We start from the raw sequence: 14260 nt of genomic DNA on the forward strand, positions 1-14260 counted from the left end.
TTGGGAAGCGCGACAGGTCCATAAACATAGAGCACGCCTTCCGTTTCATCGAAAGCGCGCGATCCAGGGGAGTGAACGGCGTTCTTACACGAGCCGCAGGCGGTTGACAAGCTGCCGCTGTGTGTTCACCCGGGGCACTATTGCACACCGGTGTGAACTTCTTATGCCCTTTGCGCGTTGAGCGGCATACATGCTTTTTAAAATTTTCATCCGCCGCCTTGTTTGGAGTTTTCATCAACAATGTTCGATCCGCGCGAAAAGGTCGTTCTGTTCATCGACGGCGCCAATCTCTACGCAACGTCGCGGGCGTTGGGCATTGATATCGACTATAAGCGCCTTTTGAGCCGGTTTCAGGATACCGGTTACCTGCTGCGCGCCTATTATTACACCGCCCTTGTTGACGATCAGGAATATTCTTCCATCCGGCCGCTGATCGACTGGCTCGATTACAATGGCTATGCCGTGGTCACCAAGCCGGCCAAGGAATTCACCGACGCCCATGGCCGCCGCAAGATCAAGGGCAACATGGACATCGAGTTGACCATCGACGCCATCGACATGGCGCCCCATTACGATCATCTCGTCTTGTTTTCCGGTGATGGGGATTTCACCGCGCTGGTCGCCGCCCTACAACGGCGCGGCAAGAAGGTGACTGTGGCCTCCACCCTCACCACGCCCACCCCGATGATTTCCGATGATCTGCGGCGGCAGGCGGATTATTTCCTCGAAATCGCCACCCTGGCCCAAACCGTGGGACGCCCGCAGGTTGACCGCCAGCATTCTCCCAAAGAGGATGTCGCGGATTGATTCCGTTTGCCGAGCCGCCCATCCGTGACTGCCACCAATCCCCCTCGCGATTGCCCGTTATGCCCAAGGCTGGCGGAATTCCGCCATCTCAATCGCGAGCAGTTTCCCGATTGGCACAACGCTCCGGTGGACAGTTGGGGCGGTGACACGCCGCGCCTGCTGGTGGTCGGCCTTGCCCCCGGGCTACGCGGAGCCAACCGCACCGGACGCCCTTTCACCGGCGACTATGCCGGCGACCTCCTCTACGCAACGCTCAAGAAATTCGGACTGGCCATCGGCGACTATGCCGCCGATCCCGATGATGGGCTGGAATTAATCGATACGCTGATCGTCAATGCGGTGCGCTGCGTTCCGCCGCAGAACAAGCCGACCGGACCGGAGATTTCCACCTGTCGGCGGTTTCTCAGCGCAACCATCGCCGCCAATGCCCAGGCCCGCGTCTATTTTGCGCTGGGGCGCATCGCCCACGAGTCCCTGCTCTCGGCACTGGGCGAACGCCGCGCTGCCTTCCCCTTTGCCCATGGCGCCCAACATCAGCTCACCGGTGGCGCGGTGCTCGTCGACAGCTATCATTGCTCCCGCTACAACACCAATACCGGGCGGCTGACGGCGGAAATGTTCGAGGACGCTCTGGGCCGCGCCGCGCAACTGGCCCGCGCCTGAAGCGCCCTCTCCCACTCCTTATTACCAGCGCTTCAGCCCCAGCAGCTTTTCCCCCAGCGGGGTCAGCTTTGCTGTCGTGGCGTTGTGCTTTTCCCATTCTCGCGGATCGCCGGGAAACGCATCGCGCCTTGGGTGGTCCCGTTCGCGCCAGAGCCTGATCCGCTCTTCACGCTCGGGCTCATTGTCCCACTCCGCCGGATGCATGGAGATGTACTGCGCCATGCGCACCCGATCATCGGAGTGGTTGGGCCGTACACCATGCGCGAGCAGCGAGTTGAAGATCATCAGGTCTCCCGGTTCGAGATCGACATTGACCACGTTCAGCCCGGTCATATCCGGATGCATCGGATCACGATCCTCGGGCTGGGTTTTCACCCACGCATTGGAAGCCGCCCGTCTCGCTGTCCTGCTTTTTAAGGCTCAGCACCGCCTGAACGCCGATGGGTAAGGGCCGGATCGAGGTATCGACGTCCCAGTGGATAAAGCCGTGCGGGCTGCCCTTCACTTTCTTGGGTGGATTGAGATTGGCCCGATCGATGGTGACCCACAAATCCTCACGGTCCCAGATATCCACGAACACGTCATAGATGCGCTGCTCCATGCGGTTGTCCCACAGATATTGGTGGTTGTAGATTTCCACCATCCCCGTGTTGTTGAGCTCCTTCATCTTGTGCTCACGCCGCTGCGGTGCGTACCAGGTGGACTTGTCGTCCGGGTTCTTTTCATCAAACTGCCAGAGTAGATCGACAAGCCGCTCCACATTGCGCGCAGGCACCGCCCCGCGCACGATCACATATCCCTTCGTCGTCCAGTGCTCCCAATCGTCCTTCGACAAAACACGCAGCGGCAAGGTCTTGCGGATGTCCTTGAGCTGGGTGGCCGTCGTGGTTGTAGGATGGCTGTCGCGTTTGGTCGCCATGGTCTGCATTGAACTCTCCCATATCTGTCTTCCCCTCGAAGGCGGATATGGACGAGTTTAGCGCTGGCCGCACGCCCATGTTGTGCTAGACGGGCCGAAATTGATACTATTCTGGCGTGAAGCGAGGAACTGACGCCCGATGCGCGCCTATCGTGAGCATTTACCCCTATCGAGCACGTCCTCCTGGACCATGCTCAACCGCCGTCTGGATGACGCCATTCCCTTCCAATGGCATCACCATCCCGAGTTCGAATTGACCCTCACCCTCAACTCGGAAGGGCAGCGGTTTATCGGCGATCACGTGGGCAGCTATGGCCATGCCGATCTGGTTCTCGTCGGCCCGAACCTCCCCCACACCTGGGCATCGCGAAACAAGCGCGATGAGGCCGAACCCCATATCGCCATGGTGCTGTGGTTTCGCCGGGAATGGATCGAACAGGCCATCGCTGGCTCGCTCGAATTGCGGCCGGTCCAGGATCTGATTGATCGCGCCTCTGGGGGCCTCGCTTTCGCTTCGGAGACCGGCAGCGCGCTCGAACCCGAGTTCCGGGCGATCTTTGGTCTTGCACCCATGCAACGGCTTCTCGCGCTGTTTGCGATTTTGGGCCATCTCGCCCAAGATTCCAGCGCCCGGCCCCTGTCGCGTGTCGGCCCACAGCCCATCGCTGGAGGCCGTTCCCGGCTTGATCGGGTACTCACCCACCTTCACGCTCATTATGCCGACCCCATCAGCATGGATGGACTTGCCGACATAGCGGCTCTCAGCGTTTCTGGACTGCATCGGATGTTTGTACGCCACACGCAGGTCAGCGTGACAGCCTATATTGCGGCCCTGCGGATCGGCGAGGCCTGTTCCCGTCTGTCATCGACCGATGAGCCGATCGGGTTTATCGCCGAGGCAGTGGGCTACACATCGCTGGCCAATTTCAATCGACAGTTCCGGTCGCTGCGCGGCATGACGCCCCGCGCTTATCGGGCCATGTTCCGCAAGTAGCGGCACTGGCATCCGCCCGATCAGCCCTGCTTGAGAATGCGCTGCTTGTCGCGGGACCAGTCGCGATCCTTCTGCACATCGCGCTTGTCAAAGCTCTTGCGGCCCTTGGCCAGCCCGATCAGCAGCTTGGCCATGCCACGCTCGTTGAAATAGAGCTTTAGCGGCACAATCGTATTGCCCTGCCGCTCCACCCCGCGCGCCAGCCGCGCCAGTTCCCGATTGGACACCAGCAGCTTGCGCTTGCGTTTTTCGTCGTGATTGAAGCGGTTGGCCTGCACATATTCGGGGATATTGGCATTGATCAGCCACAGCTCCCCGCCCTCGGGCGAGACATAGGATTCCACGATCTGCGCCTTGCCATTGCGCAGCGACTTGACCTCGGTTCCGGTGAGGACGATCCCGGCCTCCAGCGTATCGAGGATTTCATAGTCGAACCGGGCGCGGCGGTTCTCCGCCACCATCCCGGTTTCGAGCAATCCTTTTTCCTTTTTCGGTGCCATCTATCGCTTCATCAATTGATCAGGCCCGCATGGACCATCGCTGCGTCGATGGCCTCCCTTGTGCTGTCGGCAATTGGCACCAGCGGCAATCGCGTCTCCTCGGCGCACAGGCCCAGCCGCGAAACAGCGTATTTGATCCCTTGCGGGTTGGGCTCGATGAACAGCGCCTTGTGCAGCGGCGCCAACCGGTCCTGAATAGTCAGCGCGGTTGCAAAATCACCGGCCTGACATGCCGCCTGAAGCGCCGAGCTCAGCTTTGGCGCGACGTTGGAGGTCACCGAAATGCACCCCCTGCCCCCATGGGCATTAAAGCCCAGCGCGGTGATATCCTCGCCAGAGAGCATGATGAAATCGGGCCCCAGCGCCTTGCGGGTCAGGGTCGCCTTGCTCATGTCCGCCGTTGCGTCCTTGACGCCGATGACGTTGGCATGGGCATCGCGCAGGCGCTTGATGGTATCGACCGCGATGTCGACCACGGTGCGCCCCGGCACGCTATAGAGGATGACCGGCAGGCTGGTCGCCTTGGCGATCGCCGAAAAATGCTGGAACAGGCCTTCCTGATTGGGCTTGTTGTAATAAGGCACGATCGAGAGCACCGCGTCGGCCCCTGCCTCTTCAGCAAACTGCGCCAGATGGATCGCTTCACGCGTCGAATTGGAGCCCGCTCCGGCCACCACCGGCACGCGCTTTTGCGCCACCTCGATGGCGATCTCGATCACCCGGCGATGTTCCTCATGGCTGACCGTGGGGCTTTCCCCGGTGGTGCCCACCGGCACCAGCCCGTTGGTGCCTTCGTCGATCTGCCATTTGACGAAGCGCGCCATGGCATCTTCATCAACAGCTCCATTCTGGAACGGCGTTATCAACGCCGTGATCGACCCGCTCAACATACGAAACAGTCCCTGGTTGGCGCTGCCGGAACGCCCGACAGCTCTTTGGTTTGTCTATTGCCGTTACATAGCGCACAAATGCTAGCAATGCTTTACATTTGCGGCGCGACAATTTCTCATGCCCGAGGCTGGAGCACCATAATGGCCGCCTCGTGGCGCGACAAGCGCGCCCGCCACCCTTGGCGATTGTGCGCTGCGCCCGGCGTGCTATGAAGCATCATGCTCAAACGCGCAACACCTCCTGCCGATGCAGCCGTCTTTTCCGGCCTTCCGATCCGCACCATCACCAGCGGGTCCGGGAGCATGAACCTTGCCGTTCACATCCACGGAGACCTCAGCGACGCGACCATCCCGGTGCTCTGCCTGCCCGGATATCTGCGCAATATGGCCGATTTCGCGGCTCTTCCCACGGCGCTTAACCGGCTGCCCGGCCAAAGCCTGTGCTTCATCCTCATCGATCTGCCCGGACGGGGCCGCTCATCGCGCAGTCCTAAAAACACTGCCTATTCCACCTTGCGCGATGCCGATTGCGCACTCGACGTTCTGCGCGCCCTCGATGTTCCTCGCGCCATCGTCCTTGGCGAAGGCCATGGCGGGCAGGTGGCCATGGTGATGGCGGCGCGCCAGCCGCTTGCCATCGCGGGGGCGGTCCTGGCCGATGCCGGTCCGGTCACCGATTCTCGCGGCCTTGTCCGCACCAGAACCAATTTCCGCCATTTATCCGGGTTGCGCGGACAGCAGGTAGTCACCGAGGCCCTGCGCCGGATTTTCGCCACCGATTATCCCGACCAGACCCCTGCTCGGCTCGATGCACTTGCGGACCGTCTCTACGTCCCCGGCCCGCGCGGACGCGTCCAGCCGCTGTTCGATCCCAAACTGATCGAGCAGCTTGAACGCTTCGAGGTCGATGATGTGTTCGAGCCGCAATGGCCGTTGTTCGATGCGCTGGCCCACGCGCCGCTGATGCTGGTTCGCACAGCGCTGACCGATCAGGTCCGCCGCGCTACGTTTGACGAAATGGTCCGCCGCCGCCCCGATGCCGCCCTGCTCACCATTTCCGGTCAGGGCTCGCCGGCCCTGCTCGATGGCGCCGCTGAACTTGGGGCGCTGTCCGCTTTCCTGCGCGATATCTGCCAGCCGAGGCCCGCGGTTGCGGACGAGCCTGATTAAGCGAGGCAGCCAGCGCGGCTATTTCCCGGCCAGGTCCCGCGCCTGTTCGATCCAGTTTTCGCGTTCAACGCGACTGCGGAACGACATGCGCTCGTTCATGTCCTCGATCGCCTCCGCGTCCCAGGTCGCGATCTGATCGAAGCGGTAAATGCCGTTTTCATGCAGCATCGCTACAGTTTTCGGCCCTATCCCCTTGATTTTGGTCAGGTCGTCGGGCTCGGCTACGGGCGCTTCCTCGATGACGACCGGCGCGTCTGCGTCCCGCTCGTTGGCGGTCTGCTCTGCCGTATCGGGCTCGCTTGTCGCCGCCTTGCGTGGGCCGAACACCTGCTTGAGCACATATCCGATCAGGCAGCCGATAAAAAATGCGGCAAGCAGCAGTAAAGCGCTGGGGATAATATGGGGCGTGGGGTTCACCGGCTCGCCCTCACTGTTTCCTGTCCGGGGTGCCGTACCAACCGGTTGCGATCCCGATCAGCACCGCCAGCACCAGAAACGGCCAGTCGATGGCCATAAGATAGGCGATGTCGCTCACTGAGAATCCCCCTCAATCTTGCCGGCGCTGTCTTCAAACGCGAAGACGATCCGGCGATTTTGCGCCTTGCCCGCTGCCGTATCGTTGCTGGCGATGGGCAGGCTGGCGCCATAGCCCACTGCATACAGCCGCTGCGGGTCGATTCCCTCTGCGACAAGCGCATCGACGACCGCTTCGGCCCGCGACAGCGACAAGACCAGATTGGTCTCGGCCCTGCCATCGGCATCTGTATGTCCTTCTACATAAACGGGAAGCGTTGGGCAATCGGCGAGGATTGCGGCCAGGTCCCCGACCAGTTCCTCTGATTCCGGCGTCAGCCGCGCACTGCCCGACGCGAACAGAACACCCCGCTCCCCCATCGCCGCTTCGATGCGCTCCCCGCACAGCGCGACTTCCGCAGTATCGATTTCCATGTTCGGCTTATCAGCAGCAATGCCGGGAGCCCCGCCCTCCTCCAGATCGGCTCCCGCGTCCTTGTCGGCACGATCCAGCATCTGCTCGATTTCATCGACCAGATCGGTATCGATATCCGCCGCCTCTACAGATCCGGCACGGTCTCTTTCCAGCGGCTCCTCCAGTTCAATCTGCCATAGCGCGCCCGTTCCGGTGGTTGCACCCAGCGCAGCGATTAGCGCGTCGGGATCGACCCCGGACTTCAACACCCCGGTGACGCGCCACTCCTCATTTTCGAGAACAATGTCTCCCCGATCCAACAGTGCACTGGCCTTGAGCGCCCTGAGCGCGTCGCCCAGAAACCCGACCGGTGCTCCACTGGCAATCTCCATCTGTTCGTGGACTATTCCTTCGCGGGCACGCCGCAAGACGATCCGCGCGCCTTCACCCGGAATATTGCCCGAGATCGTCAGCCCATCGGCATCAATTCGCGCCGCCCACGAAAACGCCTCGTCCAAATCGACCGCCTCGGCAGGACTTTCGCTGCCCTTGCTATCGAGCGTCTGGACCTGCGCGATAGCCGGACCGGCAGAGCACGCCAGAACAGCAAAAACCAAGGCGAGGCGGAGAGGATTGGAGAAAATCATGCAAAACCGGAAAACTGAATCTGGCAGGAGCCCGCAATCGATAACGAGCGACTCAACCGCACCAGCTTAAGCACCCATCCCGGTGAGGTGAACTCACTTTGCCGCCAGCATCGCAGGCCCTGCGTCGCGCATTGCGGGCGCAGCTCCAAAAAAGAAAGGGCCCGGCAAAAGCCGGACCCCTCCAATTCTTGGCTATATAAGACGTTCTTAGAACGACTTTTCGGCCGAGAAAGTGACCTGGTAGTCGCCACGATCGGTAGCAGTCAGGTCCAGGCTGGACTTGAAGCCACCACCCGGAGCATACGACAAGCCGATTTCGCCGTAAACGACGTCGCCAAGAGCGAGCCTCGTAGCAGGGAGCGGCGGAACCGCTGGGACCACAGCGTCGGTGCTGCGAGCATTTTCGATGTAGCCAACCTGAGCGCGAGCCGAGATGTTCTCGGTCAGGCCGAACTCGGCACCACCGTAGATGGTCCAAGTGTCGGTTCCGCCAGCAAACTCGGTGAAGGCAGCGCCAACGAAGATGTCGACGGTGTCAGTCGCAGCAAAAGAGCCTTCGCCAGCGATGGTCCAGTTGCCCGGCTCGTCAAAGAGCGCGTCAGCCTTAAGCGAGAACATGTCGAACGTCGCATCGGCACCGATCGAAGCAACCCAAGCACCCGCATCGTCGGCGATAAAGCCACCGCGAACGGTGAAGTTATCGAAATCAGCCGAAGCGTTCAGGTAGAAGTTGATCGGGTCACCGGCAACGTTATCGTACAGGTCACCGAAAAGGATACCGGCTTCTGCCGAGATGCCATTGGCATCATAGGCCACGCCCAGACCGAAAGTCCCGTCAACTGCGAGGTCTTCCAGTGCAACGAGCACCGAGAAACCATCGGCGATCAGGGATTCGATCTGAATGCCCATGCCACCGGTGCGAACAGTATTCAGAATTGAATAGCCCTTGCCGATGTCATTGTTGTCGAAGTTCCAGAAATCAATGAAATCTTCGTGGCGCGAGCCATACTTCTGGTCAAGAATCGTGGTGCTGAACAGCGAGCCGATGCGGCCAGCGGTCAGGACAGTCGTGTCGCCGAACGAAACGAAGGCACGCTCGATGCGAACGTCTTCGCCGTTCGTGCCGGGCACGTCGTTAAGGCGCAGAACAGCCTTGGCGGCGCCAGCGTCGGTCTGGGTGGTTGCTTCAAACAGAAGCTGCCACTCAACACCATGGCCGTTGTCGTAGAACGTGCCGAGAGTGTCCCAATTGGTGACGCGGTATTCGTAGTCGACCTTGCCCGAGATCTTGAGGCAGGTGTCGTCGGATTCGATGGTCAGGCCGGAAATGCCATAGGCATCGCACACGCCCAGCGAAACGAAGTTCGCAATCGGATCAGCGGCCTGAGCACCCGTCGACAGGGCCAGAGCGGCTGCAGAACCCAGAAGAAGGCTCTTGAGTTTCATAATTGACCTCCAAAGTCAGTCATTCAGTTTGCCGGGCTATCCGGCGGTTTGTCGAAACGCGACCACATTATTGTTGGTGTCGTGTGTTGCCGTCGCGTTGCGACCGACAAACGATCCCATGCATGGATTCGCAAGGGTCACTCTAGCGATGCCCGGCCCCTTCGCAACATCCCTTAGTGCGGTTCACAGGCAGATGGGACGGGTTGGAAAGTGAATGTTGCAAAATGTCCACACATCTGGAAACCACTTGTTAATAGTTGTGGCGATGCCCGTTTACCCGTCATTTACAATTGGCTGGCCACAAGCCGCCAGCGTCATCCCTTTCGTAAAACAGCCACATTGGTGGTCTGGAAACGCTAGGGCAAACATGTCGGGAAGGGTCGGCCGTGTCATATGGAATCCGCATCATGGCTGACTTGTGCCGCGCGTTGCTGATTGCCGGGCTGGCCGCAAGCGCTGGCGGCGGAGCCATCGCGCAGGACGAAACCGACCCGGCCCAACAGATGATGGTCGACGCCGATGCCCTCATCGTTGCCACCCAGGTCACCACGCGCTGCGCGCTGTTTGATTCCACCCTCGCCTATCTCACCCCCCTCGATCAGGCCGGCGCCTCCCTGCGGCTCGATGAGATCGTGGTGGCAGCCTCGGCCTCGGTCGAGGATATGGCCGACCGGCTGGCGCGGATGCGCGCCGACGCCGCCGCCATCACCTGCGGCGATGAAGACCTTGCGCCTTACATGGAGTTCGGACGGCAGATCGCCCGCGACGTTATCGATATAGCTCTGGTTGCGTGGCGGTCGATCGATGTGATGCGCTGCAACTATTTCGTCGATGATGATTTTCTCGTGGCCGCCGAGCGCGCCCGCGCCACCGCCGAATCCACCACCATCGACGGCGAGATCAATCGCGTCACCTATATCGAGCAGCGGGCCGCCGCCTGGGTCGATGTGTTTGCCGCCAATTGCGCCAATCTGGGTTTTGACCCGGTCGAAACCCTGCCCGGCCAGATCGCCCTGGCCCTTCCCAGCGCGCCGTAGACCCTAAAAATCCTCTTTTCGCCTCCCCCTTATTGCGCTATTACGCATCCCGGAATGGGGCTGTAGCTCAGTTGGGAGAGCGCGTCGTTCGCAATGACGAGGTCAGGGGTTCGATTCCCCTCAGCTCCACCATTTCCTTTATCTCACGCGCCGTACCGTTCGCCGCATGACGCGCTAAAACCGCGCTATGCGCCTCTCTGGCGCTCCGATGGGGCGCGCAACAATGCGCGGGCAGCAGGCCGCGGCCTGGTTCCGGTGTGCGGATATTCCGCCTGCTAGGTCTCGGGCTCGTAGGCAGGCATCGGCAAGTCTTCTGCCAGCGAGAGGACGAAATCGAATATTTTTCGGTCCTCCATGATCGCCATATCAATATTTCCGTTCTGGAGATTTTCGATCAGGGCATCGCGCGCTTCGGCTGCCGCGTCGGGGCCGGAAAGGTGTTCAATCCGCTTGATCAGAAACCCGAGGGACAGATACAGCGAATTGACCACAATCTTGATCCCTTCGACCGGCGCGCCGGGGTGAACCACATCGCTCTCAATCATTTTCGTCCCGCCTCCTTGACTGAAATTGCGTGTAATTACGCAACGATAGTGTTGGGCCCTTGGTTCCCTCTCCCTATCCGGGCAAATCCCGCTCAACAGGCGCCCTATTGAAAACCGGTCTGCGGGTCCCCATCTGGTGGCTACGTTCAAGTGGACGAAATGGCGCCGCCACAGCTGCGGCCGCGAATTTCAGCAGCGTTGTGCTGCCTCCCCCGAACCTTTTTTCAACCCTTTGCTGGCGCGTTGCCGGTCATGTGACCGCCGCAGCCGGCGATCAGCCATGGCTGCCCTCTGGCGGCCACAGGAACACAGTATGAATACGTTAGACTACAAGGCCGAAGCCGCCCTCTATCTGGGCAGCGATTGGCAAACCGCTCTCGATCAGGGAGCCCGTACATTTTCGAGCGCCGCCAAGGCGATCCGCTTTGCCATGGAGGAAGTGCCGCCCGTCAGTTTGCGGGGCGCGCTGATGGTCGTCGAAGGCCGCTCCTATTCGCCGCTGGACCTGCGCTCGCTCTATCGCGATCACACCTATCCGCTGCTGCGCAAGCAGGATCGGCTGGCGCGCATCGTCGAGCCTGCCGAGGCCTAAGGCCCCGGCCTGGAGCGCGAGCACTGGCTTTCCGGCCTCCGCATCCCATATGGTTAGGGGCATGGTCGCCAGATCGTCCCGCGACCGCGGCGTATCAGGGGGCAGCGGCGCGCAAGCTCAGCACTCCCTCATGCAGCACCTTGGGACACCGTTTTCCCGGAAGCACCCGCTTCGGGGTACAAGCATCGGAGACTCATCATGGCTAAAAAAGACCGTCAGGCCCTGCGCCTCAAGCACATGAATGCTGGCAATCTCCTGCGGACACGCGGAAAGGCCAAACCCGGCCTCGCCTCCGCCAGACGCGGCAAGTAATTTCCATTCCGGCCCCGCCCGACCTCACCGTCCGGCGGGGCTTTTTTTTCCGCACTTCCGAACCGCAGTCGTGGTGCCCACTCTTGCTGCAGGCGCTATTTTTGAGCGTCGGCCATGATCTGCCGGAGCTGGCGCAGCAGTTGGGGGCCGGTCACCTGGCTGGCATTATAGCCTTCCTTGGCGAGCGCGGTCTTGAGTTCGCCATTGGTCCGGAACTGGCCCGTTTCAGCAAGTTCGAAAGCCCGTTCAAGGGCAGTCTTGGTCGTATCCATTCTCAATCGGAGTGCAGCGCCAATTCCTGCATCGTTGCGTCCAGCGCCGCCGCCTTTCCCCATCATGGTAAGGGCCGCGCCCGCCAAAGGCCAGCCGCCCCCGTCCCACAATAGCGCCCAATCCTGCTCACACTATCGCCCGAAACAGCCCGCAGGCTGTTATGTGGGGGCGTAACGGGAGGATTTTTCATGCTCCGGAGCCCATTGGCGGCGTTTGCCGCTCTCACCCTGTTGGCCGCACCCGCGCTGGCTGCCGACGATGAGATTTCCGACTTTGCCGCCGAGATCGATGTCAGTGACGACATCACCATCCATTTTTCCCAGATCGATGTGATGGTGGACAGGGACCCGGTGCCGCAGATCGCCGGCGTCACCGATCAGTTTGGCGCCACAACGCTTGGCGAGGTCCTGCTCAACCGGCCCATCGCGAGGTCCGACCTCGATGCCCTCGCCGAAGCCACTGGCAAAGTGCTGTCGTTCCACTGCGCGCGGGGTGGGCTTTATGAGGTGGAAGGCGTCCGCCTTGTCGGCGGCGAGGGGTGCGACATCGTCGAGATGCAAACGGAGGAAGTCCAATGAACCCCAGCGCCCTGAAACTCCTGATGCTTCCGGCTCTTGTGTTTTGCGGCTCGGGCGCGCTTGCCCAATCCGCCATGCAGTTTCCGGACGCGACCGAAACTGTCCCCGAACTGATCGCTCTGTATGAAGACGCGGATTCGGCCTGCCGGTTGTCGATGAGCGGTGACGTGAAGGTCGCCGTCGCCTGCGAAGCGCGCGCGATTTATGGCGCAGCGCTCAATGAGCGGAACTGGTGCAAGGGCCGCGAGGGCGAACCGAACGCCATGATGGAGTGGCACGAATGCGGACCGGATTCCCTGCGCTTTACCGCTGCGCAATAGCCGCTTTGGTCCCCGACCGGTCGAGCGCCGCCGCGATATAGGCGTCGAGCGCGGCGCTATCGATCTGCTCGCCGTGCAGGCCCAGCTTGCTGCGCCGCCACAGCACGTCCTCGACCGTTCGCACCCATTCCCGTTCGATGAGGAAATCCACTTCCGCCGCGTAGAGGCCAGCGCCAAAGGCCCGCCCCAGTGCCTCGGCATCGGTCGCATTGCCCAGAATGGCCCAGGCCTCGGTGCCATAGCTGTGGACCAATCTCCAGGAGTCACTTTCGGAGAGGAATGGATAGTCGCGCTGCAATTGCGCGATCTTTTCCCCAAACTGCTCCACCGCAAAATCGCCTCCGGGCAGCCCCGCCCCTGCCGTCCAGTCCCCGCCGCGCGCACCCAGCGCCGTTTGCACGTGCCCCAGCGCTTCCTCGGACAAGCGCCGATAGGTGGTGATCTTGCCCCCGATCACCGTCAGCAAGGGCGCTACCCCTGCCTCCCCGGTCAGTTTCAGCACATAATCGCGCGTAGCTTCCTGCGCCTTGGAGGCGCCGTCATCATAGAGCGGACGCACGCCGGAATAGGTCCACACGATGTCGCCCCGCACAATCGGCGTTGCAAAATACTCATTGGCCGCGGCGATCAGATAGTCAGTCTCGCCCTCGGAAATTTCCGCATCCCCCGGATTGCCCGCGAAATCTGCATCGGTTGTACCGATCAGGGTGAATTCGCGCTTATAGGGAATGGCGAAGATGATCCGCCCGTCGGCATTCTGAAAAAAGAAGCTGCGCGGATCGTCGTAAAGCTTGCGCACCACGATATGGCTGCCCTTCACCAGCCGCACCGCATGCGCCTCCGGTTGCCCCTTGAATGTCTGCTCGACCCACGGCCCTGCCGCGTTGACCAGCATCCGGGCGAAAACGGTTTCCTCTGCGCCGCTGATCTGGTCGGTAAGTTCAATCCGCCACACGGCCCCCTCGCGCTGCGCCGATGTCACCTTGGTCCGGGTCCGGATCATTGCGCCGCGCGTCGCTGCATCGCGGGCGTTGAGCACCACCAGCCGTGAATCATCCACCGTACAATCGGAGTATTCAAACGCCGTCCCATGCCCCGGACGCAGCACCTTGCCGAGCGGATCGGTGGCGAGATCGCGCGTTGCCGTCGGCGGCAGCTTTTTGCGTCCGCCCAGGCTGTCATAGAGGAACAGGCCCAGCCGCAGCAGCCATTTTGGCCGCAGGCCCTTGTGGTGCGGCAGCACGAACCGCATCGGCTGGATGATGTGCGGAGCCATGCCCCACAGGACTTCGCGCTCGATCAGTGACTCGCGCACCAGCCGGAATTCATAATGCTCCAGATAGCGCAATCCGCCATGGATGAGCTTGGTCGAGGCCGAGGACGTGCCCGAGGCCAGATCGTCCTTTTCCGCCAGCGTCACCGAAAAGCCGCGCCCCGCCGCGTCGCGGGCGATGCCGCAGCCATTGATGCCGCCGCCGATGATGAAGAGGTCAACCGGGTCGGTTGTATGCTCGTTTCCGGGTGTCATGATGCAAAGCTAGGGTGAAAACGTGAGGACTTGCAAGTTTTTCGGGCCAAACGGCACGCACACCATCGCCCTCGTCCGGCCTCATAGCGCTCCATCAATACGCTTTTGTGT

General features: G+C 61.3%; 16 protein-coding genes, 1 tRNA gene and 1 pseudogene. 9 read left to right on the forward strand and 9 right to left on the reverse strand.

What is annotated here, in order from left to right; genetic code table 11:
• The first annotated feature begins 240 nt into the window (after nucleotides 1-240).
• On the forward strand, nucleotides 241-807 hold the full coding sequence (locus VNS12_RS04870; RefSeq protein ID WP_325486718.1) for a LabA-like NYN domain-containing protein: 567 nt from the start codon (nucleotides 241-243) through the stop codon (nucleotides 805-807).
• Between the two features lie 24 nt (nucleotides 808-831).
• Entirely contained in the window at nucleotides 832-1470 is a 639-nt protein-coding gene (locus VNS12_RS04875; protein ID WP_325486719.1) for a uracil-DNA glycosylase, read from the forward strand.
• A gap of 21 nt (nucleotides 1471-1491) precedes the next feature.
• Here VNS12_RS04875 and VNS12_RS04880 read toward each other — a convergent pair.
• Nucleotides 1492-2398, reverse strand: a pseudogene (locus tag VNS12_RS04880) (phytanoyl-CoA dioxygenase family protein).
• Between the two features lie 130 nt (nucleotides 2399-2528).
• Between VNS12_RS04880 and VNS12_RS04885 the strand changes: the two are divergent.
• On the forward strand, nucleotides 2529-3383 hold the full coding sequence (locus tag VNS12_RS04885) for an AraC family transcriptional regulator (RefSeq protein ID WP_325486720.1): 855 nt from the start codon (nucleotides 2529-2531) through the stop codon (nucleotides 3381-3383).
• Between the two features lie 20 nt (nucleotides 3384-3403).
• Here the strand turns inward: VNS12_RS04885 and smpB are convergent, their stop codons facing one another.
• Together smpB and dapA are read right to left on the reverse strand one after the other, a co-directional pair.
• Complete coding sequence (gene smpB, locus VNS12_RS04890) at nucleotides 3404-3883, reverse strand: SsrA-binding protein SmpB (protein WP_325486721.1); 480 nt, start codon at nucleotides 3881-3883, stop codon at nucleotides 3404-3406.
• An 11-nt stretch (nucleotides 3884-3894) separates the two neighbouring features.
• Nucleotides 3895-4773: a 4-hydroxy-tetrahydrodipicolinate synthase gene (gene dapA / locus VNS12_RS04895; protein ID WP_325486722.1), complete on the reverse strand. Its 879-nt coding sequence runs from the start codon at nucleotides 4771-4773 to the stop codon at nucleotides 3895-3897.
• 219 nt (nucleotides 4774-4992) lie between these two features.
• On the opposite strand from dapA, the gene VNS12_RS04900 reads away from it, so the two are divergent.
• Nucleotides 4993-5943, forward strand: coding sequence for an alpha/beta fold hydrolase (locus VNS12_RS04900; RefSeq protein ID WP_325486723.1), 951 nt, complete (start codon nucleotides 4993-4995; stop codon nucleotides 5941-5943).
• Nucleotides 5944-5961: 18 nt separating this feature from the next.
• Here the strand turns inward: VNS12_RS04900 and VNS12_RS04905 are convergent, their stop codons facing one another.
• The 3 genes from VNS12_RS04905 to VNS12_RS04915 all read right to left on the reverse strand — a co-directional run bounded on the left by VNS12_RS04905 (nucleotide 5962) and on the right by VNS12_RS04915 (nucleotide 8964).
• Nucleotides 5962-6360: a helix-hairpin-helix domain-containing protein gene (locus VNS12_RS04905; RefSeq protein WP_325486724.1), complete on the reverse strand. Its 399-nt coding sequence runs from the start codon at nucleotides 6358-6360 to the stop codon at nucleotides 5962-5964.
• Nucleotides 6361-6474: 114 nt separating this feature from the next.
• Entirely contained in the window at nucleotides 6475-7518 is a 1044-nt protein-coding gene (locus tag VNS12_RS04910; RefSeq protein WP_325486725.1) for an OmpA family protein, read from the reverse strand.
• 207 nt (nucleotides 7519-7725) lie between these two features.
• Entirely contained in the window at nucleotides 7726-8964 is a 1239-nt protein-coding gene (locus VNS12_RS04915) for a porin (protein ID WP_325486726.1), read from the reverse strand.
• A 407-nt stretch (nucleotides 8965-9371) separates the two neighbouring features.
• Here VNS12_RS04915 and VNS12_RS04920 point away from each other — a divergent pair, with 407 nt between their 5' ends.
• Complete coding sequence (locus VNS12_RS04920) at nucleotides 9372-10001, forward strand: hypothetical protein (RefSeq protein ID WP_325486727.1); 630 nt, start codon at nucleotides 9372-9374, stop codon at nucleotides 9999-10001.
• A 56-nt stretch (nucleotides 10002-10057) separates the two neighbouring features.
• Nucleotides 10058-10133 (forward strand) — tRNA-Ala (locus tag VNS12_RS04925).
• Between the two features lie 143 nt (nucleotides 10134-10276).
• Here the strand turns inward: VNS12_RS04925 and VNS12_RS04930 are convergent.
• On the reverse strand, nucleotides 10277-10546 hold the full coding sequence (locus tag VNS12_RS04930) for a hypothetical protein (RefSeq protein ID WP_325486728.1): 270 nt from the start codon (nucleotides 10544-10546) through the stop codon (nucleotides 10277-10279).
• A 313-nt stretch (nucleotides 10547-10859) separates the two neighbouring features.
• Here VNS12_RS04930 and VNS12_RS04935 point away from each other — a divergent pair, with 313 nt between their 5' ends.
• Nucleotides 10860-11138, forward strand: a complete 279-nt coding sequence (locus VNS12_RS04935) for a hypothetical protein (RefSeq protein WP_325486729.1) — start codon at nucleotides 10860-10862, stop codon at nucleotides 11136-11138.
• A gap of 407 nt (nucleotides 11139-11545) precedes the next feature.
• On the opposite strand, the gene VNS12_RS04940 is transcribed toward VNS12_RS04935, so the two are convergent.
• On the reverse strand, nucleotides 11546-11722 hold the full coding sequence (locus VNS12_RS04940; protein WP_325486730.1) for a hypothetical protein: 177 nt from the start codon (nucleotides 11720-11722) through the stop codon (nucleotides 11546-11548).
• A 189-nt stretch (nucleotides 11723-11911) separates the two neighbouring features.
• Here VNS12_RS04940 and VNS12_RS04945 point away from each other — a divergent pair, with 189 nt between their 5' ends.
• Nucleotides 11912-12301 (forward strand): hypothetical protein, encoded by a 390-nt coding sequence (locus tag VNS12_RS04945; RefSeq protein WP_325486731.1) that lies wholly within the window; start codon nucleotides 11912-11914, stop codon nucleotides 12299-12301.
• A complete protein-coding gene (locus tag VNS12_RS04950) occupies nucleotides 12298-12621 on the forward strand; it encodes a hypothetical protein (protein WP_325486732.1) in 324 nt (107 codons plus the stop codon). The genes VNS12_RS04945 and VNS12_RS04950 overlap by 4 nt, the downstream gene beginning before the upstream one ends.
• On the opposite strand, the gene glpD is transcribed toward VNS12_RS04950, so the two are convergent.
• The gene (gene glpD / locus VNS12_RS04955; protein WP_325486733.1) at nucleotides 12605-14149 is read right to left on the reverse strand and encodes a glycerol-3-phosphate dehydrogenase; all 1545 of its coding nucleotides are present in this window, start codon (nucleotides 14147-14149) and stop codon (nucleotides 12605-12607) included. The two genes, VNS12_RS04950 and glpD, sit on opposite strands and share 17 nt — an antisense overlap.
• Nucleotides 14150-14260 lie beyond the last annotated feature (111 nt).

Source organism: Pelagibacterium sp. (assembly GCF_035555455.1).
GTDB lineage: Bacteria > Pseudomonadota > Alphaproteobacteria > Rhizobiales > Devosiaceae > Pelagibacterium.

Bases quoted from the DNA above. Each gene is read 5' to 3' on its own strand.
- glpD (WP_325486733.1), bottom strand. From the start codon at position 14,149: ATGACACCCGGAAACGAGCATACAACCGACCCGGTTGACCTCTTCATC.
- VNS12_RS04940 (WP_325486730.1), bottom strand. From the start codon at position 11,722: ATGGATACGACCAAGACTGCCCTTGAACGGGCTTTCGAACTTGCTGAA.
- VNS12_RS04930 (WP_325486728.1), bottom strand. From the start codon at position 10,546: ATGATTGAGAGCGATGTGGTTCACCCCGGCGCGCCGGTCGAAGGGATC.
- VNS12_RS04945 (WP_325486731.1), top strand. From the start codon at position 11,912: ATGCTCCGGAGCCCATTGGCGGCGTTTGCCGCTCTCACCCTGTTGGCC.
- VNS12_RS04910 (WP_325486725.1), bottom strand. From the start codon at position 7,518: ATGATTTTCTCCAATCCTCTCCGCCTCGCCTTGGTTTTTGCTGTTCTG.
- VNS12_RS04935 (WP_325486729.1), top strand. From the start codon at position 10,860: ATGAATACGTTAGACTACAAGGCCGAAGCCGCCCTCTATCTGGGCAGC.
- dapA (WP_325486722.1), bottom strand. From the start codon at position 4,773: ATGTTGAGCGGGTCGATCACGGCGTTGATAACGCCGTTCCAGAATGGA.
- VNS12_RS04870 (WP_325486718.1), top strand. From the start codon at position 241: ATGTTCGATCCGCGCGAAAAGGTCGTTCTGTTCATCGACGGCGCCAAT.
- VNS12_RS04920 (WP_325486727.1), top strand. From the start codon at position 9,372: ATGGCTGACTTGTGCCGCGCGTTGCTGATTGCCGGGCTGGCCGCAAGC.
- VNS12_RS04900 (WP_325486723.1), top strand. From the start codon at position 4,993: ATGCTCAAACGCGCAACACCTCCTGCCGATGCAGCCGTCTTTTCCGGC.
- VNS12_RS04950 (WP_325486732.1), top strand. From the start codon at position 12,298: ATGAACCCCAGCGCCCTGAAACTCCTGATGCTTCCGGCTCTTGTGTTT.
- VNS12_RS04885 (WP_325486720.1), top strand. From the start codon at position 2,529: ATGCGCGCCTATCGTGAGCATTTACCCCTATCGAGCACGTCCTCCTGG.
- smpB (WP_325486721.1), bottom strand. From the start codon at position 3,883: ATGGCACCGAAAAAGGAAAAAGGATTGCTCGAAACCGGGATGGTGGCG.
- VNS12_RS04915 (WP_325486726.1), bottom strand. From the start codon at position 8,964: ATGAAACTCAAGAGCCTTCTTCTGGGTTCTGCAGCCGCTCTGGCCCTG.